The 25,334-nt window shown below is 53.4% G+C and carries 12 protein-coding genes and 1 pseudogene; 11 read left to right on the forward strand and 2 right to left on the reverse strand.

Annotated features, from left to right (window positions below; all coding sequences use genetic code 11):
* Positions 1-98 precede the first annotated feature (98 nt).
* The 9 genes and pseudogenes from MJO57_RS33070 to MJO57_RS01905 all read left to right on the forward strand — a co-directional run bounded on the left by MJO57_RS33070 (position 99) and on the right by MJO57_RS01905 (position 17,261).
* Positions 99-970: pseudogene (locus MJO57_RS33070) on the forward strand (VCBS domain-containing protein).
* On the forward strand, positions 856-2,160 hold the full coding sequence (locus tag MJO57_RS01870) for a cadherin repeat domain-containing protein (RefSeq protein ID WP_252022470.1): 1,305 nt from the start codon (positions 856-858) through the stop codon (positions 2,158-2,160). The pseudogene MJO57_RS33070 and the gene MJO57_RS01870 overlap by 115 nt, the downstream one beginning before the upstream one ends.
* On the forward strand, positions 2,096-3,217 hold the full coding sequence (locus tag MJO57_RS01875; RefSeq protein WP_252022472.1) for a cadherin repeat domain-containing protein: 1,122 nt from the start codon (positions 2,096-2,098) through the stop codon (positions 3,215-3,217). Before MJO57_RS01870 ends, MJO57_RS01875 begins: the two co-directional genes overlap by 65 nt.
* Positions 3,218-3,301: 84 nt before the next feature.
* Entirely contained in the window at positions 3,302-3,487 is a 186-nt protein-coding gene (locus MJO57_RS01880; protein WP_252022474.1) for a hypothetical protein, read from the forward strand.
* A gap of 43 nt (positions 3,488-3,530) precedes the next feature.
* Positions 3,531-3,719 carry a hypothetical protein gene (locus MJO57_RS01885; RefSeq protein ID WP_252022475.1) on the forward strand — a complete coding sequence of 63 codons (189 nt, stop codon included), beginning with the start codon at positions 3,531-3,533 and terminating at the stop codon, positions 3,717-3,719.
* Positions 3,679-12,807, forward strand: a complete 9,129-nt coding sequence (locus MJO57_RS01890; RefSeq protein ID WP_252022477.1) for a cadherin domain-containing protein — start codon at positions 3,679-3,681, stop codon at positions 12,805-12,807. The genes MJO57_RS01885 and MJO57_RS01890 overlap by 41 nt, the downstream gene beginning before the upstream one ends.
* Before the next feature lie 391 nt (positions 12,808-13,198).
* Positions 13,199-15,367, forward strand: coding sequence for a type I secretion system permease/ATPase (locus tag MJO57_RS01895; RefSeq protein ID WP_252022478.1), 2,169 nt, complete (start codon positions 13,199-13,201; stop codon positions 15,365-15,367).
* A gap of 6 nt (positions 15,368-15,373) precedes the next feature.
* The gene (locus tag MJO57_RS01900) at positions 15,374-16,888 is read left to right on the forward strand and encodes an HlyD family type I secretion periplasmic adaptor subunit (protein ID WP_252022480.1); all 1,515 of its coding nucleotides are present in this window, start codon (positions 15,374-15,376) and stop codon (positions 16,886-16,888) included.
* A 16-nt stretch (positions 16,889-16,904) separates the two neighbouring features.
* On the forward strand, positions 16,905-17,261 hold the full coding sequence (locus MJO57_RS01905) for a DUF4156 domain-containing protein (RefSeq protein ID WP_252022482.1): 357 nt from the start codon (positions 16,905-16,907) through the stop codon (positions 17,259-17,261).
* A 41-nt stretch (positions 17,262-17,302) separates the two neighbouring features.
* Here MJO57_RS01905 and MJO57_RS01910 read toward each other — a convergent pair whose 3' ends face one another.
* Both MJO57_RS01910 and MJO57_RS01915 read right to left on the reverse strand, forming a co-directional pair.
* Positions 17,303-18,457 (reverse strand): pentapeptide repeat-containing protein, encoded by a 1,155-nt coding sequence (locus tag MJO57_RS01910; protein WP_252022484.1) that lies wholly within the window; start codon positions 18,455-18,457, stop codon positions 17,303-17,305.
* A 58-nt stretch (positions 18,458-18,515) separates the two neighbouring features.
* The gene (locus MJO57_RS01915; RefSeq protein WP_252022497.1) at positions 18,516-20,714 is read right to left on the reverse strand and encodes a zinc/cadmium/mercury/lead-transporting ATPase; all 2,199 of its coding nucleotides are present in this window, start codon (positions 20,712-20,714) and stop codon (positions 18,516-18,518) included.
* A 963-nt stretch (positions 20,715-21,677) separates the two neighbouring features.
* Between MJO57_RS01915 and MJO57_RS01920 the strand changes: the two genes are divergently transcribed.
* Entirely contained in the window at positions 21,678-22,256 is a 579-nt protein-coding gene (locus MJO57_RS01920) for a hypothetical protein (protein WP_252022499.1), read from the forward strand.
* 545 nt (positions 22,257-22,801) lie between these two features.
* Positions 22,802-25,297 (forward strand): TcfC E-set like domain-containing protein, encoded by a 2,496-nt coding sequence (locus tag MJO57_RS01925; RefSeq protein WP_252022501.1) that lies wholly within the window; start codon positions 22,802-22,804, stop codon positions 25,295-25,297.
* The last annotated feature ends 37 nt before the right edge of the window (positions 25,298-25,334 follow it).

Raw genomic sequence — 25,334 nt, forward strand, 5'->3', positions numbered from 1 at the left:
CGGATACCGGCCTGGCCAGTACCCAGCTGGCGATCCGTGAAGTGGCCGGTCAGGATGACGGGTCTGGCCCGCTGCTGGACCTGATCACCCTGAGCCGGATGGGCGACGTTAATACCCCGGCGGAGATCGGCGGCGTGGACACCGGTGCGATGACCGAGGACAGCGACGCGACCCTGACCGCCTCCGGTACCCTGACCATCAGTCACCCGGACAGTGGCCAGGCGCAGTTTGCCGCCGGCAGCTACAGCGGCCTGTACGGTACCGTGGGCCTGGATGCAGCGGGCAACTGGACCTACAGTGCCGATAACAGCCAGCCGGCCATCCAGTCCCTGGGCGACGGGGATACCCTCAGCGATACCGTGACTATCCAATCGGAGGGCGGCACCGACCATACCCTGACCCTCACCGTCACCGGCAGCAACGACGGGGCGGTAATCAGCGGCACCGACAGTGGCAGCGTCAGCGAAGACAGCGACAGCATGCTGACGGTCTCCGGTGCCTTGTCAATCAGTGATGTGGATGCCGGTGAAGCACAGTTCACCGCCGGCACGATCAATGGCAGCTACGGTGACCTGACCTCGATGCCAGCGGCAACTGGAGTTACAGCGCGGACAACAGCCAGCCGGCCATTCAATCACTGAACGACGGTGAGACCCTGAGCGACACCCTGACCGGTACTCGCTGGACGGCACGGCTCATACGGGGACCATCACTGTCAACGGCCGTGATGACGCCCCGGATCCGGTGGTTACCGAAGAGACCGTTCTGTCGGTTACTGGACTTTGAAGGTGGTGTGCTGGCCGAGGGCTGGAGCGATGCCAAACGGGTCGGAAATTGTCACACTGGGTGGTCCTTATGGGTCTCCCCTACGAGGGCGAGTATGGCCTGGAGCTGGACAATGGCGCCGGTGGTACGCCGGATGCCCTGTACTATACGGTGGCAACCGGGCAGGGCCTCAGCCATAAAGTGAGCCTGCGGGTTCACGAACGTCCGGGCGGTGATGGCTCGGATCACGTGGAAGTGGTCTGGAACGGTGAGGTGCTCGAGACCATTAACCCGACCGATGCCTGGGGCGAGTATGTGGTGACCCTGCCGGATACCGGCCTGGCCAGTACCCAGCTGGCAATCCGTGAAGTGGCCGGTCAGGATGACGGGTCTGGCCCTCTGCTGGACCTGATCACCCTGAGCCGGGTGGACGTGGTTGAAAATGCCCCCCCTGAATTCATCCTGAACGGCGATACCTACGCCGGCCTGGTGCTGGACACCGAGCTGGTCAGCAATGGCGATTTCGCCACGGGCGATGACTGGACGCTGTCGGGAACCATCGACGTATCAGACGCCCTGCAGTTCGGTGGTGGTGGCGATTTCAGTGACGGGGTAGCCGAGCATGTCATGCCCGGATATCCGGATGTTAACTATGCCCTGAGCCTTGGCTACCGCTTGGGCGGCAACCCAACCGCGACCGGCCGGGTGGAGGTGATTGACCAGGCATCCGGTGACATACTGGTAACGGAGTCGTTCAGTACCGACTCCGATTCCCTGCAAACCCTGAACCTGGGGTTCACTGCCCAATCTGCGGGCAATATGGTCATCCGGATTTCGGATACCACCGAGCATGGCGCCGCTACGGACTTGTGGGTCGATAATGTCTCTGTGCAGGCCGCCAGCGCGGATAACCCGGAGCTGGCAACCGCAATAGCGAACGGTGATATCGAGGCTTATTTGACGCAACTGGCGATTGCCGAGGATGCCCAGCCTGGAACGGTGGTGGGTCAGGTACAGGCCAGTGATGCCGATGGCGATACGCTGACCTTCAGCCTGACCGATGATGCTGGCGGCCTGTTTGCCATTGATGGGGCAACCGGCGTCATTACCGTCGCCGGCGTGCTGGATTATGAGACGGCCAGCAGCCATCAGCTGACCGTGCGGGTTACTGACCCGGCGGGTGCCTTCAGTGAGCAGCAATACAGCGTTTCGGTGGTGGATCAACATGAGGCACCGGATCCGGTGGTTACCGAAGAGACCGTTCTGTCGGTACTGGACTTTGAAGGTGGTGTGCTGGCCGAGGGCTGGAGCGATGCCAACGGTTCCGAAATTGTCACACTGGGGTCCTTACGGGGTCTCCCCCTACGAGGGCGAGTATGGCCTGGAGCTGGATAATGGCGCCGGTGGTACGCCGGATGCCCTGTACTATACGGTGGCAACCGGGCAGGGCCTCAGCCATAAAGTGAGCCTGCGGGTTCACGAACGTCCGGGCGGTGATGGCTCGGATCACGTGGAAGTGGTCTGGAACGGTGAGGTACTCGAGACCATTAACCCGACTGATGCCTGGGGCGAGTATGTGGTGACCCTGCCGGATACCGGCCTGGCCAGTACCCAGCTGGCAATCCGTGAAGTGGCCGGTCAGGATGACGGGTCTGGCCCTCTGCTGGACCTGATCACCCTGAGCCGGGTGGACGTGGTTGAAAATGCCCCCCCTGAATTCATCCTGAACGGCGATACCTACGCCGGCCTGGTGCTGGACACCGAGCTGGTCAGCAATGGCGATTTCGCCACGGGCGATGACTGGACGCTGTCGGGAACCATCGACGTATCAGACGCCCTGCAGTTCGGTGGTGGTGGCGATTTCAGTGACGGGGTAGCCGAGCATGTCATGCCCGGATATCCGGATGTTAACTATGCCCTGAGCCTTGGCTACCGCTTGGGCGGCAACCCAACCGCGACCGGCCGGGTGGAGGTGATTGACCAGGCAACCGGTGACATACTGGCAACGGAGCCGTTCAGTACCGACTCCGATTCCCTGCAAACCCTGAGCCTCGGGTTCACTGCCCGGTCTGCGGGCAATATGGTCATCCGGATTTCGGATACCACCGAGCATGGCGCCGCTACGGACTTGTGGGTCGATAATGTCTCTGTGCAGGCCGCCAGCGCGGATAACCCGGAGCTGGCAACCGCAATAGCGAACGGTGACATCGAGGCTTATTTGACGCAACTGGCGATTGCCGAGGATGCCCAGCCCGGAACGGAGGTGGGTCAGGTACAGGCCAGTGATGCCGATGGCGATACGCTGACCTTCAGCCTGACCGATGATGCTGGCGGCCTGTTTGCCATTGATGGGGCAACCGGCGTCATTACCGTCGCCGGCGTGCTGGATTATGAGACGGCCAGCAGCCATCAGCTGACCGTGCGGGTGGCTGACCCGGCGGGCCTTCAGTGAGCAGCAATACAGCGTTTCGGTGGTGGATCAGAATGAGGCCCGATCCGGTAGTGGCCGAAGAGACCGTCCTGTCGGTACTGGACTTTGAAGGGGTGTGCTGGCCGAGGGCTGGAGCGATGCCAACGGTCGGAAATTGTCACACTGGGCGGTCCTTACGGGGTCTCCCCCTACGAGGGCGAGTATGGCCTGGAGCTGGACAATGGCGCCGGTGGTACGCCGGATGCCCTGTACTATACGGTAGCAACCGGTCAGGGCTCAGTCATAAAGTGAGCCTGCGGGTTCACGAACGTCCGGACTATGATGGTCGGATCACGTGGAAGTGGTCTGGAACGGTGAGGTGCTTGAGACCATTAACCCGACCGATGCCTGGGGCGAGTATGTGGTGACCCTGCCGGATACCGGCCTGGCCAGTACCCAGCTGGCAATCCGTGAAGTGGCCGGTCAGGATGACGGGTGGCCCGTTGCTGGACCTGATCACCCTGAGCCGGATGGGCGACGTTAATACCCCGGCGGAGATCGGCGGCGTGGACACCGGTGCGATGACCGAGGACAGCGACGCGACCCTGACCGCCTCCGGTACCCTGACCATCAGTCACCCGGACAGTGGCCAGGCGCAGTTTGCCGCCGGCAGCTACAGCGGCCTGTACGGTACCGTGGCCCTGGATGCAGCGGGCAACTGGACCTACAGTGCCGATAACAGCCAGCCGGCCATCCAGTCCCTGGGCGACGGGGATACCCTCAGCGATACCGTGACTATCCAATCGGAGGGCGGCACCGACCATACCCTGACCCTCACCGTCACCGGCAGCAACGACGGGGCGGTAATCAGCGGCACCGACAGTGGCAGCGTCAGCGAAGACAGCGCCAGCATGCTGACGGTCTCCGGTGCCTTGTCAATCAGTGATGTGGATGCCGGTGAAGCACAGTTCACCGCCGGCACGATCAATGGCAGCTACGGTGACCTGACCCTCGATGCCAGCGGCAACTGGAGTTACAGCGCGGACAACAGCCAGCCGGCCATTCAATCACTGAACGACGGTGAGACCCTGAGCGACACCCTGACCGTGTACTCGCTGGACGGCACGGCTCATACGGTGACCATCACTGTCAACGGCCGTGATGACGCCCCGGATCCGGTGGTTACCGAAGAGACCGTTCTGTCGGTACTGGACTTTGAAGGTGGTGTGCTGGCCGAGGGCTGGAGCGATGCCAACGGGTCGGAAATTGTCACACTGGGTGGTCCTTATGGGGTCTCCCCCTACGAGGGCGAGTATGGCCTGGAGCTGGACAATGGCGCCGGTGGTACGCCGGATGCCCTGTACTATACGGTGGCAACCGGGCAGGGCCTCAGCCATAAAGTGAGCCTGCGGGTTCACGAACGTCCGGGCGGTGATGGCTCGGATCACGTGGAAGTGGTCTGGAACGGTGAGGTGCTCGAGACCATTAACCCGACCGATGCCTGGGGCGAGTATGTGGTGACCCTGCCGGATACCGGCCTGGCCAGTACCCAGCTGGCAATCCGTGAAGTGGCCGGTCAGGATGACGGGTCTGGCCCTCTGCTGGACCTGATCACCCTGAGCCGGGTGGACGTGGTTGAAAATGCCCCCCCTGAATTCATCCTGAACGGCGATACCTACGCCGGCCTGGTGCTGGACACCGAGCTGGTCAGCAATGGCGATTTCGCCACGGGCGATGACTGGACGCTGTCGGGAACCATCGACGTATCAGACGCCCTGCAGTTCGGTGGTGGTGGCGATTTCAGTGACGGGGTAGCCGAGCATGTCATGCCCGGATATCCGGATGTTAACTATGCCCTGAGCCTTGGCTACCGCTTGGGCGGCAACCCAACCGCGACCGGCCGGGTGGAGGTGATTGACCAGGCATCCGGTGACATACTGGTAACGGAGTCGTTCAGTACCGACTCCGATTCCCTGCAAACCCTGAACCTGGGGTTCACTGCCCAATCTGCGGGCAATATGGTCATCCGGATTTCGGATACCACCGAGCATGGCGCCGCTACGGACTTGTGGGTCGATAATGTCTCTGTGCAGGCCGCCAGCGCGGATAACCCGGAGCTGGCAACCGCAATAGCGAACGGTGATATCGAGGCTTATTTGACGCAACTGGCGATTGCCGAGGATGCCCAGCCTGGAACGGTGGTGGGTCAGGTACAGGCCAGTGATGCCGATGGCGATACGCTGACCTTCAGCCTGACCGATGATGCTGGCGGCCTGTTTGCCATTGATGGGGCAACCGGCGTCATTACCGTCGCCGGCGTGCTGGATTATGAGACGGCCAGCAGCCATCAGCTGACCGTGCGGGTGGCTGACCCGGCGGGAGCCTTCAGTGAGCAGCAATACAGCGTTTCGGTGGTGGATCAACATGAGGCACCGGATCCGGTGGTGGCCGAAGAGACTGTCCTGTCGGTACTGGACTTTGAAGGCGGTGTGCTGGCCGAGGGCTGGAGCGATGCCAACGGTTCCGAAATTGTCACACTGGGTGGTCCTTACGGGGTCTCCCCCTACGAGGGCGAGTATGGCCTGGAGCTGGATAATGGCGCCGGTGGTACGCCGGATGCCCTGTACTATACGGTGGCAACCGGGCAGGGCCTCAGCCATAAAGTGAGCCTGCGGGTTCACGAACGTCCGGGCGGTGATGGCTCGGATCACGTGGAAGTGGTCTGGAACGGTGAGGTACTCGAGACCATTAACCCGACTGATGCCTGGGGCGAGTATGTGGTGACCCTGCCGGATACCGGCCTGGCCAGTACCCAGCTGGCAATCCGTGAAGTGGCCGGTCAGGATGACGGGTCTGGCCCTCTGCTGGACCTGATCACCCTGAGCCGGGTGGACGTGGTTGAAAATGCCCCCCCTGAATTCATCCTGAACGGCGATACCTACGCCGGCCTGGTGCTGGACACCGAGCTGGTCAGCAATGGCGATTTCGCCACGGGCGATGACTGGACGCTGTCGGGAACCATCGACGTATCAGACGCCCTGCAGTTCGGTGGTGGTGGCGATTTCAGTGACGGGGTAGCCGAGCATGTCATGCCCGGATATCCGGATGTTAACTATGCCCTGAGCCTTGGCTACCGCTTGGGCGGCAACCCAACCGCGACCGGCCGGGTGGAGGTGATTGACCAGGCAACCGGTGACATACTGGCAACGGAGCCGTTCAGTACCGACTCCGATTCCCTGCAAACCCTGAGCCTCGGGTTCACTGCCCGGTCTGCGGGCAATATGGTCATCCGGATTTCGGATACCACCGAGCATGGCGCCGCTACGGACTTGTGGGTCGATAATGTCTCTGTGCAGGCCGCCAGCGCGGATAACCCGGAGCTGGCAACCGCAATAGCGAACGGTGACATCGAGGCTTATTTGACGCAACTGGCGATTGCCGAGGATGCCCAGCCCGGAACGGAGGTGGGTCAGGTACAGGCCAGTGATGCCGATGGCGATACGCTGACCTTCAGCCTGACCGATGATGCTGGCGGCCTGTTTGCCATTGATGGGGCAACCGGCGTCATTACCGTCGCCGGCGTGCTGGATTATGAGACGGCCAGCAGCCATCAGCTGACCGTGCGGGTGGCTGACCCGGCAGGTGCCTTCAGTGAGCAGCAATACAGCGTTTCGGTGGTGGATCAGAATGAGGCCCCCGATCCGGTAGTGGCCGAAGAGACCGTCCTGTCGGTACTGGACTTTGAAGGGGGTGTGCTGGCCGAGGGCTGGAGCGATGCCAACGGGTCGGAAATTGTCACACTGGGCGGTCCTTACGGGGTCTCCCCCTACGAGGGCGAGTATGGCCTGGAGCTGGATAATGGCGCCGGTGGTACGCCGGATGCCCTGTACTATACGGTGGCAACCGGGCAGGGCCTCAGCCATAAAGTGAGCCTGCGGGTTCACGAACGTCCGGACTATGATGGTACGGATCATGTGGAAGTGGTCTGGAACGGTGAGGTGCTCGAGACCATTAACCCGACCGATGCCTGGGGCGAGTATGTGGTGACCCTGCCGGATACCGGCCTGGCCAGTACCCAGCTGGCAATCCGTGAAGTGGCCGGTCAGGATGACGGGGGTGGCCCGCTGCTGGACCTGATCACCCTGAGCCGGGAAAACACCCCGCCGGAAATCATCCTGAATACCGATACTTACAACGGCCTGGTGCTGGACACTGAGCTGGTTAGCAATGGCCATTTTGCCACAGGCGATGACTGGACGCTGTCGGGAACCATCGACGTATCAGACGCCCTGCAGTTCGGTGGTGGTGGCGATTTCAGTGACGGGGTAGCCGAGCATGTCATGCCCGGATACCCGGATGTCAACTACGCCCTGAGCCTTGGCTACCACTTGGGCGGAAATCCAACCGCGACCGGCCAGGTGGAGGTGATTGACCAGGCATCCGGTGAAGTACTGGCAACGAAGTCGTTCAGTACTGACTCCGGTTCATTGCAAACCCTGAACCTGGGGTTCACTGCCCGGTCTGCGGGCAATATGGTCATCCGGATCTCGGATACCACCGAGCATGGCGCCGCTACGGACTTGTGGGTCGATAATGTCTCTGTGCAGGCCGCCAGCGCCGATAACCCGGAGCTGGCAACCGCAATAGCAAACGGTGACATCGAGGCTTATTTGACGCAACTGGCTATTGCCGAGGATGCCCAGCCCGGAACGGTGGTGGGTCAGGTACAGGCCAGTGATGCCGATGGCGATACGCTGACCTTCAGCCTGACCGATGATGCTGGCGGCCTGTTTGCCATTGATGGGGCAACCGGCGTCATTACCGTCGCCGGCGTGCTGGATAGTGAGACGGCCCGCAGCCATCAGCTGACCGTGAGGGTGGCTGACCCGGCAGGTGCCTTCAGTGAGCAGCAATACAGCGTTTCGGTGGTGGAGAACACTGCACCGGATCTGATTGTTCCTGATGATGGTGAGGTCATCCTTTCGGTATTGGACTTTGAAGGTGGTGTGCTGGCCAGCGGCTGGACCGATAACAACGGTTCCGAAATCATTACACTGGGCGATGCTTACGGAGGGACTTCCCCCTATGAGGGGGAGTATGCCCTGGAGCTGGATAATGGCGCCGGTGGTGCACCTGATGCTCTGTACTATACAGTGGCTACCGGACAGGGCCTCAATCATAAAGTGAGTCTCTGGATTGCGGAACGTCCGGGATATTATGACTCGGATCACGTGGAAGTGGTCTGGAACGGTGAGGTGCTCGAGACCATTGACCCGACCACTGACTGGGGCGAATATGTGGTTACCCTGCCGGATACCGGCCAGCTCAGTACCCAGCTGGAGATCCGTGAAAGGGGCAGCTGGATGAATGATGGAGCTGGCCCCCTGCTGGATTTTATCACCCTGAGCCGGGATGGCAGCATTGATGCGCCAGTCGCTCACCTGGGTGTTAGTACGGACATTTCGGTGCTGGACTTTGAAGGTGCTGTGCTGGCTGAGGGTTGGACCACTAACAACGGTGCCGATATCAGCCCAATGGCCGCTGGGGAAAACCCCGACTACAGTTACGGGGTCGGGATCTTCCCCTATGAGGGAGGGCATGCCCTGGAGCTGGATAATGACGGTGGTGGTACGCCGGATGCCCTGTATTACACAGTGGATACCAGTCAGGGCGTCAGTCATAAATTGAGTCTTTGGCTCAGGGCGCGCCCGGGATATGGTGACTCGGATCATGTAGAAGTGGTCTGGAACGGTGAGGTGCTTGAGACCTTTGACCCGAGCATTGTTGGCTGGGGCGAGCATGTGATCACCCTGCCGGATACCGGCCTGGCCAGTACCCAGCTGGAAATCCGTGAAGTGGCCGACCAGAATGATGGGGTTGGCCCCCTGGTGGATCTGGTCACCCTGAACCGGGTGGGCATTGACGAAAACGCGCAGCCTGGCACCGTTGTGGGTCAGGTGCTGGGTACTGATGTTGACGGTGACTCCCTGACCTATAGCCTGATAGACGATGCCGGCGGGTTGTTTGCCATTGGTGCGTCAACCGGCGTGATTACCGTCGCTAATGCGCTGGATTATGAGACCGCCACCAGTCATCAGTTGACCGTGCGGGTAACCGACCCGTTTGGTGCTTCCGGTGAGCAGGTTTATGTCGTGCCCGTGTTGGATGACCATAACACCGCACCGGATCTGGTTGTGGCTGATGAGATCATCATTTCGAGACTGGGCTTTGAAGGTGGTGTGCTGGCAGAGGGCTGGACCGATGCCAACGGTTCCGAAATTGTGTCACTTGCCGGGGGCAACCCTTACGGTATTCACTACTATGAGGGAGAACATGGCCTGGAGCTGGATAACGGCGCCGGTGGTACCCCGGATGCCCTGTACTATACGGTGGCTACCGGGCAGGGCTTCAGTCATAAGGTGAGTCTCCACGTTCATGAACGTCCGGGATATGATGGAACGGATCATGTGGAAGTGGTCTGGAATGGAGAGGTGGTTGAGACCATTAACCCGACCAATAGCTGGGACGAGTATGTGGTTACCTTGCCGGATACCGGGCTGGACAGTACCCAGCTGGAGATACGTGAAGCCGGCGATCAGAATGATGGGGGGGGCCCCATGCTGGATCTGATTACCGTGAGCCGGGTGGGCAGCACTGATCAGACAGCGGCTCTCCTGGATTCAGGTACAAATATTTCGATAATGGACTTTGAAGGTGGTGCACTGGCAGCGGGCTGGTATGATCATAACGGTTCCGAAATTGTGTCAATGGGCGCGGGCAATCCTTACGGTGTTTCCTCCCATGAGGGAGGACATGGTCTGGAGCTGGATAATGGCAGCGGTGGTTTAGCAGATGGCATGTACTATTTGGTGGATACCGGGCAGGGCGTCAGTCATAAACTGAGTCTCTGGGTCCACGAACGTCCGGGATATGATGGATCGGATCATGTCGAAGTGGTCTGGAACAATGTGGTGATTGAGACTATTGACCCGACCAATAGCTGGGGCGAGTATGTGTTCATCTTGCCGGATACCGGCCTGGCCAGAACCCAGCTGGAGATCCGTGAAGTGGAAGGGCAAGATGATGGGGGGGGGCCCCTGCTGGATCTGATTACCCTGAGCAAGTTAGGCATTGAGGAAAACGCACAGCCCGGGACCATTGTGGGTTATGTGCAGGGCAGTGATGTTGAGGGTGATTCCCTGACCTACAGCCTGACAGACGATGTCGGCGGGGTGTTTGCCATTGATGCGTCAACCGGCGTGATTACCGTTGCTGGCAAGCTCGATTATGAGACCGCCACCAGCTATGAGTTGACTGTGCGGGTGACCGATTCGGTCGGTGATTTCAGTGAGCAGGTGTATGTTGTGCCTGTGATTGACGACCAGAACATCGCACCGGATCTGATTGTTCCTGATGAAACCATCATTTCAGTATTGGGCTTTGAAGGCGGTGTACTGGCCGAGGGCTGGACCGATGCCAATGGTTCCGAAATTGTCTCCCTGGAGGGCCCTTATGGTGCTTCCAATTATGAGGGAAGGCATGGCCTGGAGCTGGATAACGGCGCAGGTGGTACCCCGGATGCCCTGTACTATACGGTGAATACCGGGCAGGGCCTCAGTCATAAACTGAGTCTCCGGGTTCATGAACGTCCGGGATATGATGGAACGGATCATGTGGAAGTGGTCTGGAACGGTGAGGTGGTCGAGACCATTAACCCCACCTCTGGCTGGGGCGAGTATATGGTCACCTTGCCGGATACCGGCCTGGCCAGTACCCAGCTGGAGATCCGTGAAGTGGCCGACCAGAATGACGGGGGTGGCCCCCTGCTGGATTTGATCACCCTGAGCCAGATAGGCGGCACTGATCAGACAGCAGCTCTCCTGGATGTAGGTACAAATATTTCGATACTGGACTTTGAGGGTGGTGTGCTGGCAGATGGCTGGACCGATGCCAATGGTTCTGAAATCAGTCAACTGAGCGGACCTCACGGGGCCTCCCCCTATGAGGGGGGGCATGGTCTGGAGCTGGATTATGGCAGCGGTGGTTCGCCAGACGCCCTGTATTATACATTAGAGACCGGACAGGGCCTCAATCATAAACTAAGTCTCTGGATTCACGAACGCCCGGGATATGATGGATCGGATCATGTGGAAGTGGTCTGGAATGGTGCGGTGGTCGAGACCATTGACCCGTCCAATAGCTGGGGCGAATATGTGGTCACTTTGCCGGATACCGGCCTGGCCAGTACTCAGCTGGAGATCCGTGAAGTGGCTGGTCAGAATGATGGGGGTGGCCCACTGCTGGATATGGTCACCCTGAGCCGGGAGGGTATTGCTGAAAACGCTCGGCCTGGTACCGTTGTGGGTCAGGTGCAGGGCAGTGATCCTGAAGGAGGCTCCATGACCTACAGCCTGACAGACGATGCCGACGGGTTGTTTGCCATTGATGCGTCAACCGGCGAGATTACCGTTGCTGGCGCACTGGATTATGAGACCGCCCCACGCCATCAGCTGAACGTACGGGTGACGGATTCGGCCGGTGACTTCAGTGAGCAGCAATATGCTGTTGTGGTGGCTCAGGAAAGTAATGATCGGTCTCTGGCTTTGAATGGCACTACAGGGCAATATGCGAGCACTCATGTGGATAATTTGCCATCGTCGGCTATAACGGTTGAGATGTGGATTAAACCCGGAACTGCCTCCTATTATGAGACTCTGATGAGTTGGCAAAATATCAACAAAGGTCCTCAACTGCAGATCATTGCGAAACCGGTTGATAATGAAATCGCCCTGGAAATTGATGCGCTCAGACACAACTTCAGCTTGCCCGATGTGTTTGATGGTAACTGGCACCACTTGGCTTTGAGTGTTGATATGAATTCCCGGGCCATTAAGACGTATCTGGATGGTGCATTGGTGAATAACTCAGACTTACCGCCGGGCGAATCTCTCAGCACTGGCGATCTGAACGGTGAGAGCTTGTATCTGGGGCAATCACCCATGATACATTTTCCTTCGAGTTATGCCCCTCGGGAGAACCATTCCTACTCCGGTGAAATGAAGGATGTTCGTATTTGGGATGGGGTGCGTACTCAGGATGAAATTCTGACAAACATAAAAAATACTGACCTGGACCCTGCCTCAGCCGGTTTAGTGAGTCATTACAAACTCAATGGCGATACCCTGGACAGCGGCCCCGCTGGCAATCATCTGAATTTGACCGGTGGTAGCTGGGTGAGAGAAGGTTTAGACATCGCTGAAAATCTTGTCACCGTAGCCGGCGATGATATTCTGATAGGTGGCGACGGCAGTGATGCTTTTATCTGGCATGCGGATAAGGTGGGAACGGCAGACAATCCGGCCAATGATATCATCAAGGATTTTCAGCGCGGCCTCGGTGGCGACGTGCTCGACCTCAGTGATGTACTGATTGATGAAGAGCATAATGCCCTGGATCAGTATTTAAGCTTTAATTTCGACAATGGCGACAGTACCGTTGAGGTTCGCCCACAGTCTGGCGGTGATGTGACTCAGACAATCAAGTTGGAAGGGGTCGACCTTTCGGTGTTGGGCAACACCGATGCCGAAATTATCAACAGCCTGATTAATGATGGCAATCTTAAACTGGACTGAGGCTTGTCGAGGTCCAGTGGTACCACCCTTCGACTAGTGTAAGGTGAATGGGCATTGTGATGTTGTTTCAGAATAATTCCTTGTTAGTTATCGGTATTAAACGGAGGCAGGAAGAGGTGTTGGATAAACAGCTGGATAATTAAGGTAATATCAAGCTTATGTATTAGTTAACAGTGTTTAGGGGATTAAATTCCCCTGTTTTTTTATTATTAACAATGCAGTCAAAAATATTGTTTTAATTATTTTTATTTTATCTGTCTGGTGTTTTTAATTAGCTGGTTTGTGTTTTGCGCTAATCTATAGTTATTAATACCTTTCAGGCAATCATGTTGTTTGCATATGAATAAAACACTTTTAAAAAAAACATGAATAAAGCAATCAGCAGGTAGCTATGAATCAATCCAGTACTGTGCATGAAGGCTGGGATATCCCCGATGAGCAACCGGCCAGCAGCGATGATCTTCTTGAATGCCTTACCCTGTTAACCCGCCATTATGGGAACCCGTATTCCAGAGAGTCATTAAAGGCCGGGTTGCCTCTTGAAAATGGTCAGTTTACCGCAGAAGTATTTATCAGGGCATCCGAGCGCGCAGGCCTGGCTTGTAAAGTTCATAAGAAAGATATTGCAGAAATATCTTCACTGGTTGTTCCTGCCGTTTTGTTACTGAATAAACGAAAAGCCTGTCTTTTGACTGACATTGACCATTCAGCAGGCACGGCCCGACTTATTATGCCGGAAACCGGAGAGGGCACGAAAACAATCAGTTTTGCAGAGTTGGAAGCGTTTTACAGCGGCTATGTGATCTATGTCCGGGAGAAACATCGTTATGATCGTCGGACACCTCAGAAGTTAAATTTTAAATCCAGACATTGGTTCTGGGGAACCATTCTTGGTTCATGGAGAGTTTATCGTGATGTTTTACTGGCATCACTGTTAATTAATGTTTTTGTTATTGCCAGCCCTCTGTTTGTTATGAATGTTTATGATCGGGTCGTTCCTAATCAGGCGTTCGATACACTCTGGGTTCTGGCCATAGGTACCATTATCGTTTTCAGTTTTGATTTTATTCTGAAAATGGTGCGCAGTTATTTTATTGATCTGGCTGGTAAGAAATCCGATATCTTACTCTCTTCTACGATCATGGAGCAGGTGTTAGGTCTGAGTATGAAAGCCAGACCTGCATCAGTGGGTTCATTTGCTAAAAATCTCCAGGATTTCGAAAGTATCCGGGAGTTTATTACCTCTTCAACCGTCATGGCTCTGGTTGACCTGCCGTTCACCTGCATCATCCTGTTCGTGATCTTTATGCTTGGAGGGCCAGTTGCCATTATTCCTCTGGTTGCCATGATCATTATTGGTCTTTATAGCTTCATTATCCAGGAGCCCCTTAAGCAGTCTATTGATAAGACTCTGCGTTCCAATCAGCAGAAGAATGCCACTTTGATTGAAAGTCTGGCTGGCATGGAAGCGTTGAAGATTGCCCAGGCTGAGAGTGATGTTCAGTACAAGTGGGAAAAGTCTGTCAGTCATATTGCAACCTGGAGTATCAAGACCAAACTGCTCAGTGCTTCCGCTACCAGTTTCAGCGCATATGTGCAGCAAATGGCAAACGTTGGGATGGTCATCCTGGGGGTTTATCTGATCTCTGAGGGTGAACTGAGCATGGGTGGCCTGATTGCGTCCGTAATGCTTTCTGGTCGATGTCTGGCGCCGATGGCTCAGATTGCCGGGTTGGCAACCCGTTATAACCAGTCCAAATCGGCTCTCGATGGCCTGAATCAGATTATGGAAATGCCAATTGAGCGTCATGAAGACAGGGATTACGTTAACCGTCCAGACCTGAAGGGCAGTATTGAATTTGATGCGGTTAATTTTGCCTATCCTGAACAGGAAATTAAGGCCTTAAGGGATATAAACATAAACATCAGTGTTGGTGAAAAAGTAGCCATTATTGGCCGGATCGGTTCCGGAAAGACAACCATCGAAAAGCTGATAATGGGCCTGTACGAACCGGATGAAGGCGCTGTCCGGATTGATGGTATTGACTTGCGCCAGATCAATCCGACAGATCTCCGTTCCAGCATCGGCTGCGTTAGTCAGGATATAACCCTGTTCTACGGTTCCATTAAGGATAATATTACCCTTGGAGCAAGCCATGTAGAGGACAGTCAGTTACTGGAGGCCGCTGAGATCGCCGGAGTGACCGAGTTTGCCAATAAGCATCCGAATGGTCTGGATATGGTCGTTGGTGAGCGGGGTCAGAATCTGTCAGGAGGGCAGCGACAGAGTATTGCACTGGCCCGGGCTCTGCTGATGAACCCACCGATTATGGTGATGGATGAGCCATCCAGCTCTATGGACAACACGACTGAGCTGCGAATGAAGGGGCAACTGAAGACCCGGTGTCGTGACAAAACACTGATACTGGTGACCCATAAAGCCTCAATGCTGGATCTGGTGGATCGATTGATCGTTATGGACAACGGGCGTGTCGTTGCGGATGGACCCAAGGATCAGGTACATGCTGCGTTAAAGCAGGGCAAACTCAAAATAGGATAGGCCGGAATGAGTAGCAGCGATGATAAGGCAGTGAATGACAAAAAAAAGATCCCTGTGAATCAGGCTGAATCATCAGAAGATCGCAAAAAGCAGCCGAATGATTTAGAACAGGATATGTCAGACCTGGAGTTTAATCTTGCTGATGGCAAAGAACAGATTGCTTCTGAGGATGACAAAGGCAAAGCTTCTATAGAGAATTTAGAAGACTCGGTGTCACCGGATGATATGGAGTATATCTCTGACACCAATGTCGCCGTGCTGATCAAAACGCCAAGAGGTGGTCGTTTACTCATTTACACCATGCTGTTGGCCCTGTTTTCCGCCATTGCCTGGGCCAGCGTTGCCCGGCTGGATGAGATTACCCGGGGAGTGGGGATCGTCATTCCATCGTCTCGACTGCAGGTTGTGCAAAACCTGGAAGGTGGGATTCTGGAGCAGATTTTTGTTGAAGAAGGTCAACAGGTGCACTCCGGGCAACCGTTGATGCAGCTGGATGATACCCGTTTTTCTTCCAGCTTTCGGGAAAGTGCCATTGAGTATTACAGTGAGCTGGCTAAAGCTGCCAGACTGAAAGCTGAGCTGTCAGGTAAGGCATTGAGTTTTCCTGCTGAACTGGACGACTACCCGGCTTATGTCGATCGAGAGCGTGAAATTTTTTATCAGCGTGCTGACCGGTTTATTGCAGAGCTCAATGTAGCCAGAGAGCGAGCTGTACAGGCCCAGCATGAGTTGGCAACAACAGAAGATCAGCTGAAATTTCTGACCACCAGTTTTGAACTGGGACAGGACGAACTTGAATTGACGGTTCCGCTGGCAGAGCAGGGTGTTGTCTCCAGAGTTGAATTGATTCAATTAAGACAGCGGGTGAATGACCTGGAGTCAGAAAAGCGAAGAACTGAGTTGAGTATTCCAAAGCTCAAAGCGGCCTTTCAGGAGGCAATGTCACGAAAAGAGGAAGTCGTTCAGGAATACCGTGCTGAAATTGTTCAAGAACTCAAGGAGACTGAGGTTCATCTGGATCAGTTGGGTGAGTCTAATAATGCCCTTGAAGATCAGGTAGACCGAACGCTGGTTAGATCTCCGATGGATGGCATCGTTAAGAAAATTCATGTCACTACGCTTGGTGGGGTGATTCAGCCGGGTATGAGCCTGATGGAGATTGTACCACTGGAAGATAACCTGATGATTGAGGCTCAAATTCAGCCCAAAGACATCGGTTTCCTCCGAGAAGGGATGAGAGCTATCGTAAAGCTGACTGCCTATGATTTTGCTATTTATGGAGGGCTTGAAGGCGAGGTTGAGCACATCAGTGCTGATACCATCAAGGATGAGAAAGGTGAGAGTTTTTATATTGTCCGTATCAGAACAAAAAATAACTTTGTCGGCTCAGAGGCCAAACCACTTCTGATTATTCCAGGTATGAGAACCAATGTGGATATTATCACTGGAGATAAGACGCTGATGGCCTATCTGCTTAAGCCTATTCTCAGGGCTAAGCAGAATGCGTTGACAGAAAGATAAACAGAAGGAGAGTAGTATGAAAAAATCGTTCAGGCTGGTTGCTTGCAGTTTCAGTTTTCTGGCGTTGTTTGGATGTGCTGCAAAAGAGACGATGCCAGCAGCAATGAGTGTAGAGTTGGTTAATGAACCACCGGATGGTAGCAAATGCCAGTTTCTTGCCGAGATAGTGGGTTCCCAGGGGAACTGGTTTATCGGTGATTTTACCTCCAATAAAAATCTTGTTATTGGTGCCAGAAATGAGTTGAGAAATCAGGCTTATAATCTGGGGGCTAATGTTGTCTACATTCAGGATATGAAAAACACCAATGCTTATGGCTCATTAGGTACCACCAATACGACAGCGGTTGGAAAAGCTTATCGATGTGATCAGTAAAGGTAGCTTCTGAAGCACCGGTATTCCAGCCTGTCAGCAAGTTACTCAATCATGGTGTCCGGGTCGATTCTGGTATTGTGCAGTTGCCACTGTTCAACATCTGAGTCTTTTATAATCGTTCCGGCAAAACGACTCTTGCTGAAGTGGGCATCGGTCAGGTCAGTATGTTCGATTACCCAATGATTGAGATGGCAATAGTTAAATGTTGGCGCTTTTTCCACACTGAAGCAGTCGGTAAAAGCGCCTTCATTGAAACTGACCTTATTGAAAACGGTATTATCCAATTGGGCGTTGGTTAAGCTTACACGTTCCCAAAGACACCGGGATATTTCGGTATTGTCCAGACTCACAGACTGAAGTTCACAGTCAACCATCGTTACTTCATTCATTTTTGCATTGGCAAAAGACGGGCCTTCATCAAAACTTTCACACCCTTTAAATGACGTGTTGTTTATCTCAGCATGGTTGAATGATGTTTTGGTTAGCGTACAGTGACGAAACTCCATATCCTGAATTTCGGACTGTGAAAAATCAGCATTATCAAAAAATCCATGGATAATCTGACTGTTGTATAAATGAATTTCCCTACAGGAGCTGTTGTGGAAGGTTTGTGCGGACATATCACAGTTCTCAACCACCGCCATATCCAGTACGGCATGATCAAAGTTTGCCGCTGAGAGATCAGAATCAATGACTCTGGCATTGGTCAGGTTGGCATGACGAAGGTCGGCGCCATTCAAATTACAGCCATCCAGGATGCAGTCCCGCAGATCGGCATGACGAAAGTCGGCACCCCGGAGGTCACAATTTTTCCAGCGAACGCCACGCAGTTTGCTGGACAGGAATTTACAGCATTTCATCAGACTGTTTTTAAAGCGTATGCGCTCCAGATCCCGATTGCTCAGAGATAGTCCGGTAAAGTCTGATTGCTCCGGGGCTGTCCATCCTGGATGGAGACTTTTCAGTAATTCTTGCTTCTGCGTAGCTTTCTCTTTTTCCTGCTCAAACCGGGAAGCCAGCCCTGATTTCGATTGGACCTGATACTTTCCGACACCTTTTGGTAAAAGAATATTTTTATTGGCTGTTAAGCCGGAGGTTTTGAGTCCGTCGGTATCCAGAATATTATGGTTGCCAGACGCTGCCGAAGCGTTCTTTTTTGGCAAAGACTTCGATGATGGACGTTTTTTCTGTGGCACAGGTGAAAATCTCCGGACGAGCTCATTTCATTCTGAGTCGCCCGGAACGATTAAAGGTTTAGCCTTTCTTTTTATTCCGCAATAGCCTGAGGGCATTGGCGGTGACCAGGGCTGTGGCACCGGTGTCGGCGAGAACGGCGACCCAGAGACCGGTCATCCCCAGTAATGTCGTGACTAAAAACACCGCTTTACTTCCCACTGCGAGGAAAACGTTCTGGCGGATAATGGTCATGGTGGAACGGGAAAGGTCTATGAGGGCGGGCAGTTCTTCCACCCGGTTATGGGTGAGTGCGCCATCCGCAGTTTCAAGGGCGACGTCGGCACCTGATCCCATGGCAATCCCGATATCTGCTGCCTTCAGAGCAGGGGCATCGTTGATGCCGTCACCGATCATTGCAACTCGTCCTTCGTTTTTCAGCTGCTCTACTTCAGTGGATTTATCCCCGGGAAGGAGGCCTGCGCGATATTCCATGCCCAACTGACGGGCAATGGCTGTTGCAGCGCGTGGATTATCACCAGTGAGCATGACGCTCTTGATCCCCATCGTGTTGAGAGCTGTAATGGCGCTTTGAGCATCGGTTCTTGGGTTATCCCGAAGAACAATAAATCCGACTAAATGTCCTTCAACCGTCACCACCGCAATGGTATTACCCTGCTCTTCAAGCTGCTCGCGTTTGTGTTGAGCGCCTGCAATCCGATCAATACTGCCCTGTAAGTGTCGTGGGGAGCCAACGACGACTATTTTGCCTTCAACCAGGCCTTGAACGCCAAGCCCGGGTTTGACCTCAACGCCCTCTGCTACAGGGAGGCTGATCTTTATCTCATCAGCGCTGGCTACGATAGCTTTTGCCAGCGGGTGAGTTGAGCCTGACTCAATGGCTGCAGCCAGTCGAAGCACAGCTTGCTCCGGGCTGAGTGTTGAAGTGTCAAACGACACTATTTGAGTAACAGCGGGTTTGCCTTCTGTGAGTGTGCCAGTTTTATCAAAGGCGACCGTTGTTACCGACCCAAGAAGCTCAAGGATGGCGCCACCCTTGATCAGCGCACCATTTCGAGATGCTCTGGCCAGGGCTGAGGTGACGGCTGCAGGCGTTGAAATAACCAGTGCGCATGGGCAGGCAATCAGTAGCAGCGTCAGTGCCTTGTAGATCCACTCCCCCCAAGGCTGGGAGAATACAAGTGGAGGAACAAAAGCCACCAGAATCGCCATAAACATCATTAATGGAGTATACCAGCGGCTAAAAGTATCAATAAAACGCTCAACGGGCGCTTTTCGCTCTTCTGCTTCTTCGATAAGACGGATGATACGATCAACCGCACTCTCTCCGGGCCTTGAAATAACCCTGAACCGGGCTACCCGGTCCACCGACAGAGCGCCAGCCATCACACGTTCACCAGCATTGTATTCTATGGGGACAGATTCGCCGGTCAGTGCGCTTTCATCGAAGCTGACGCCAGGTGTTAAGAGCTCACCATCAACAGGCAGACGACTACCTGGTAATATTTCGATGATATCTCCTGGTTTCAGAATGTGGGCAGAAACCTCCGATTTATTGCCCTTCTGGTCAATTTGGTAAGCCGTTTCCGGTGTCAGCTCCGTCAACTTCTGGATGCCCTGCCTGGCCCTTCCCGCAGCAAACGCCTCCATATGCTCACCGATCATGAACAGCAGAAGCACCATGGCTGCTTCAATTGTTTCACCGAGGAACAGAGCGCCAATGGCAGCAATACTCATCAGGGTTTCGATAGAAAAAGGGCTGCCATTTCTGGCTAATTGCCATGCTTTGGCGGCCACAGGGAAGAGCCCCCAGAGTGTAGCCAGATAAAAAAGCACGTTGCCAACAGCTGGCAAGGCTTCCTGAATCAGGACTGCAAACAGCATGACTAAGGCCAATGAAATAATACGCCAGTATTTTTTCAAAAAGCTCTTTGCAGCGAATTCGGAAGATCTGTCGTCTTTAACCGAAAAGCCGAGTGCTTCAATGGTTGTAAGGATGTCATCACCGATGTTTGCCCGATTTTCGGCCCTGACCAACAGACGCTCCGTTGCGAATGTGACCCGAGCCCGGTTAACACCGGTCAGGCCTTTTACGGCATTCTCAATTTTGGTGGCACAGCTTGGGCAGTCCATACCACTGATGAGCCAAGTCAGCTGCGTATATTCACAAGCTGAAGGATTATGATTTTTTTCTATTGAAGAACCTTCTGACTGAGTTTGATTGCTGCAGTGAGAAGCTGCAGCACAGCTGTTTTTCATTGTGTCGTCCGGTTGGCTGACACTTTTGGGTGCTGAGCAACGTGACATGACTTCACTCCAGGCAAATCAAAATCTATTTATATAAATTTATTTTATATGTTTGAAAATTTTTGCCAGTCTCCCCATGTCTTGTTCAGACAACTCAGGTAGCAGAGAACAACAGGTTTGATGCATATTGACCATTATCATCACTGTTATGTGACAAACTCGTTTCTGTCTTTATGAACCAAGAGTGGCTGACCATCCAGAAACTATTCAGATGACCACTGCATTATATATTTGTCCAAATACTGTGAGGAAACAGGAAGTATCTTCTGACAACAAAATCAATGCTAAAACTGTAAGGATTAACAAGCATTAATGCCAGTATTATGAGATAAAACCCGATATAGTAGACAAAAAGAAAAAGGTTGTATATATAGCGCTCGTCTAAACCGAGGCATAACAAAGCTTATTGTGATATAAGTCAAAAAAATTCTTGTGAATTATTCCGAAATATTTAAAAATCAATGTTCAATATAATGACTGACCAGAAGCTTACAATTCGACTAACAGCTTTACAGTCGTAAGTTTTGGTTAATAAACATTATGCGTGTTGATTTTATAAGGTTTGTGACTGGATTTGTGGGCGTGAATTGTTAACTGTAAAGGCTCTTGTAGGATTTCAGACTGCTACTGGGTTGAACATTGCTGAAGCCCTTTATCTACAAAGGTTGTCAGCATATTGTCCGGTAATGTTGCCCAATCCTTGTTTTTCGTGACCTACAGTCAGTTTTCACTGTAGAGCAGTTCGTAATCAAAATAGAGCCACTGTAAATAGTGAATGGTTATGTTTAATAAGCAGGCATATCCTGGTAACTATTCGCCCTTAACACTTCCCTTTCCCATCCAACAACCAGACAACGCCAAATAAGAATATATTCACAGAAAAACAGCAGTTAACCACTGCATGGGAGCATAAGAATGAAAACAATAAGGACATTGGCACTGGCGACAGCGGTTTCTGCTGGGTTGTTGGGTTCTGTTGGGGCGATGGCAGCCAATCAGGGTTCTTTAGGCGCTACTTCGAATGGTGATTTTGATATAACTCTTGTAAATAGTAGCGGTGTAAGAATTTGGGGCCTTCAAGACTTTACTTTTGATACTGATGGAACATCCTCTCTTCAACAATCTGATATCAATGTTTGCATCTTTACTAATGACTCAACATCTACCTCTGATGGTCAATACGATATCATAGCTACAGGTAGCGATCTTGTCCTATCAAACGGGGGGGGGAGTGACACTCTGAATTACACCGTCGAGTATAGTGACTCTAAAGATGCAGCAAGTGGATACCAAACGTTAATATCTGCAGGAACCATAGGCGCTGAAGTTGACGAACTGAACGCAGGTAACCTCTTCACTCAACCGGATCCGACTTTAGGAGATGTTTGTAATGCAGCAGATACGAATGCAAACGTCCGAGTAACTATTGATCCAACTGGTGCTACTTCTGGTACATACACCGGGACAGTTTATCTCGCTATCAGCCCAAATTAATCAATAAGGCAATAACCTGAACTCGTTCCAACGCAGAACGTGTCCTCATTCCCCACGGTTCCCCGTGGGAATACATACCGGACTTTCCTGAAGCTTCACAGTTAATGGAAAGCCCGAATACCCTGGAACTCGGATCATGCACCCCCATACAGAGCGTGGGAACGTGAATAACGAGGCAGGTAAGCAAATCACTTGTCGACTGTCCTGAAAAGGAAACCGATCAGAGAAAAAACCTCGTCCTCGCGGACTTCCGTGAGAACGAAAATCATGAAAAATAAAAACCAATAAAACATTTTGGCTCTATTTGATTTCCGAACTGCTCTGCAGTGAAAATTGGATGTGGACCACGCAATGTAAGGCTTGAGGGCAAATTGCCGAGCAAAGCTCTGAGAGCCTTTAATGATAAGTGCTTCAGCCAGGTTCAATCTGGGAACAGTCTGTAATCCAATAAGAGCCAACATTTTAAGCGCCATGCTCTTCGTGGTTTAAATAAATAACCGGGAATAACTATAACTATTATGCGTCGTTGGAAGTGCATCCTCTCAATGCTTTGTGCATTTTCCATGTTCGCTTTCAGCAACATGGCTCAGGCTGATGACCCCATTTTTCTCGCTGCCACCCCACCTCCGGGTTTTGAAGAGCTCAGCGACACCCAGCAATCCCTGGTGGATATCTATTTTGGTAACCGCTATATCGGTTCCCAGCTGGCCTGGTTCAGCCCCGGAATTATTGAACTACCCAACCCCGCCGAGCTGGTGCGCCAGATCGGCAATCTGAATGACCCAACCCTGATTGTCAGCACCCTGACCGGTGAACTGAACAGCCATGCTGACCTGGTATGCCTGACTAACTCATCACAAAACTGCGGCATTCTGGCAACCTCGGTCGCAGGTGTGATTTTTGATGAGTCCCGCTTTCGTGTGGATATATTCATCAATCGTCGTTTTATGCTGACCCGCGCTGCAGATGTGCGTAAATACCTGCCCCCCTCCGATGCGGGCTTTGCCCTGATGCAGAACTTTTCCGCTGCTGTCAGCGGCTCCAGTGCCGGGGACAGCGATAACAGTTATACGCTGAATGGTCTGACCATGGCCGCCTGGAAAGAAAACAGTATCTATTGGAGCTGGGACTATTCCGATACTAACCACTTCTCCGTCAACCAGTTCTACGGCCAGCGTGATTTTGAAGGGGTGGAATACAACGCTGGCCTATTATCCACCAGCGGCTTTGGTTTTAACCTGACCTCTGACCAGCCCATGGTCGGCCTGAGGATTAACAGCTCTGACAATACCCGGGAAGACCTGGACTTCTCCGGTGGTATGCCAGTGGAAGTATTCCTGCCCACCCGTGGCCGTGTGGAAGTACGCAAAGATGACCGGTTACTCGACAGTTCCTTTTTTGAAGCGGGCTCCCAGCAACTGGATACCACCAGCTTTCCCAGTGGCGCTTACAATATCGAGATTCGTATTCTCGATGAAAGTGGCAACCTGATCTCTACCGAAACGCGCTTCTTTGCCAAGCAGAGCCAGATTCCACCCATCGGTGAGTGGCTCTATTTTATGGAGACCGGTCGCGTGGTAAACCGTGAAGCGGACAACGCCCTGCCAGAAATCACTGAACAATGGCTGTCCCGAGCGGGTGCCAGCCGCCGGGTATTTGATACCCTCGCTGCGACGGGTGCGGTGGCCATCGATAATAACGATGCCCTGATGGAGTTCGGGCTATACCACTTTGGTTACCGTTACGAAATATCCCCATCACTGATGCTGGCGGATAACGGCAGTGAGGGCTTTACCGTTAACGGTCGATTAACCCTCGGAGACCTCTCACTTTCAGGTAACTACCGTCGTTTATGGCATGATGAAGTCATTGACAATGACATTGACCAGAATGGAGACGGACTCCCGGGGCTGTTTGGCAATGCCTTTGAACAGCACTCATTTTCCGCATCCATGCCCCTATTCGATGGCAGCCTTGGCTACCGTTACAGCCTGAACCAGAGCTACGACGACAATAACGAAGAGCAGGACCCAACCCGTACTCACAGCCTGGACTATCGTCGTACCCTGTTTCGCACCTTTGATTACGATAGTGACGTAACTGTGAGCCTGAGCAAATCCGACGATACTGAGATTGGTCTGGTCAGCTTCAGTTTCCGTTACCGTGAAGACCGCTGGAACTTCCGGGCAACGCCCGCAGCAGAGATCAGCAAACGTGATGGTCAAACTGATAGCTCTGAGCGCATGCGACTGTCCACTTCCTGGGATGATGGAAACCTGTTGGACGGTGATTTGCGCTTTGATGTGGGCGTTGAGGGTGGAAGTGGCGATGATCGTATGGACGGCAGCGTTCAGTACGCCAACCGCTATGGCCGGGCCAGCTTCAGTACCAGCCATACCCGTGGCAGTGACAGTAATACCACCTCTTGGGGTGGCAGTATGAGCACCAGCTTTCTGACTGATGGCGACGTGTTCGCCTTGGGAGGGGAAGAGCGAGCAGAGAGCGCCCTGGTGGTGAATCTGGATGGTCGTCCCGGTGATGTATTTGATGTCAAGGTAAACGGCCAGCGTCGTGGCTATGCCATCGCCGGCTCCCCATCCATTATCGCCCTGTCACCTTATAAGCAATACCGTGTCAGCCTGAGCCCAGCTGGTGAAACCCTGTACAGCTTTGATGAGCGGGAAAAAAACGTAACGCTCTACCCCGGTAATGTAATGACACTGAATTATGAAGCAATTCCCCTGCAGCTGCTGTTTGGACGACTGTTGTTTAATGGTCAACCACTGAAAGGCGCCCGTATTAACGGTGGCCTCTACCCGGGCAGCACTGATGGTATCGGGATGTTTCAGTTGGAGACCCGTTCCGATGTCGGTAACCTGCAGGTAGAACTGAACAACGGCTGGCTCTGCCAGCTGCCAGTGAAACCACTGGATGCCGGTTATGTGCTGCAGATGGGCACCATCGATCTTGCTGATGCCCAGTGTGGGCCATTGCTGGAGGGGCAGCTGGCGATAAGCAAGCGGCGTGAGGCGGAGCAATAGGACTTTGCAAAAGTTTAAGAGTCGAGAGAAAACCGAA

The sequence above is a fragment of the Endozoicomonas sp. SCSIO W0465 genome (assembly GCF_023716865.1).
GTDB lineage: Bacteria > Pseudomonadota > Gammaproteobacteria > Pseudomonadales > Endozoicomonadaceae > Endozoicomonas.